Genomic DNA, 401 nt, shown 5'->3' with positions numbered 1-401 from the left:
TCAAACTCTCCATGAAGTGTTTGACTTGCTCGTTTTTGTGACCGAAGTCACGATTGACGAAGCTTGCGCTTCATTCGTTTTTGTATTCCATAGAATACGATTTTTGCCTCATCGTTCAGTTTTCAAAGTCCAATGTATTTCGTATGAAAATAATGGTCGGGAAGACAGGATTCGAACCTGCGACCCCTTGGTCCCAAACCAAGTGCTCTACCAAGCTGAGCTACTTCCCGAAAAGTGCACCCTGAGAGATTCGAACTCCCGACCCCTTGATTCGTAGTCAAGTACTCTATCCAGCTGAGCTAAGGGTGCATCATATGGTGCGGTCGAGAGGACTTGAACCTCCACGATGTTGCCACCACTAGGCCCTCAACCTAGCGCGTCTACCGATTCCGCCACGACCG

General features: G+C 48.6%; 2 tRNA genes. Both read right to left on the bottom strand.

Annotated elements, in window-relative coordinates:
• Nucleotides 1-153: 153 nt before the first annotated feature.
• Nucleotides 154-230: transfer RNA gene (locus KNQ18_RS17190), tRNA-Pro, on the bottom strand.
• A 5-nt stretch (nucleotides 231-235) separates the two neighbouring features.
• Nucleotides 236-309 (bottom strand) — tRNA-Arg (locus tag KNQ18_RS17185).
• Nucleotides 310-401: the final 92 nt, after the last annotated feature.

It is taken from the genome of Exiguobacterium sp. s78 (genome assembly GCF_018618985.1).
Classification (GTDB): domain Bacteria; phylum Bacillota; class Bacilli; order Exiguobacteriales; family Exiguobacteriaceae; genus Exiguobacterium_A; species Exiguobacterium_A abrahamii.
This window is presented reverse-complemented; position numbering and strand designations above follow the sequence as displayed.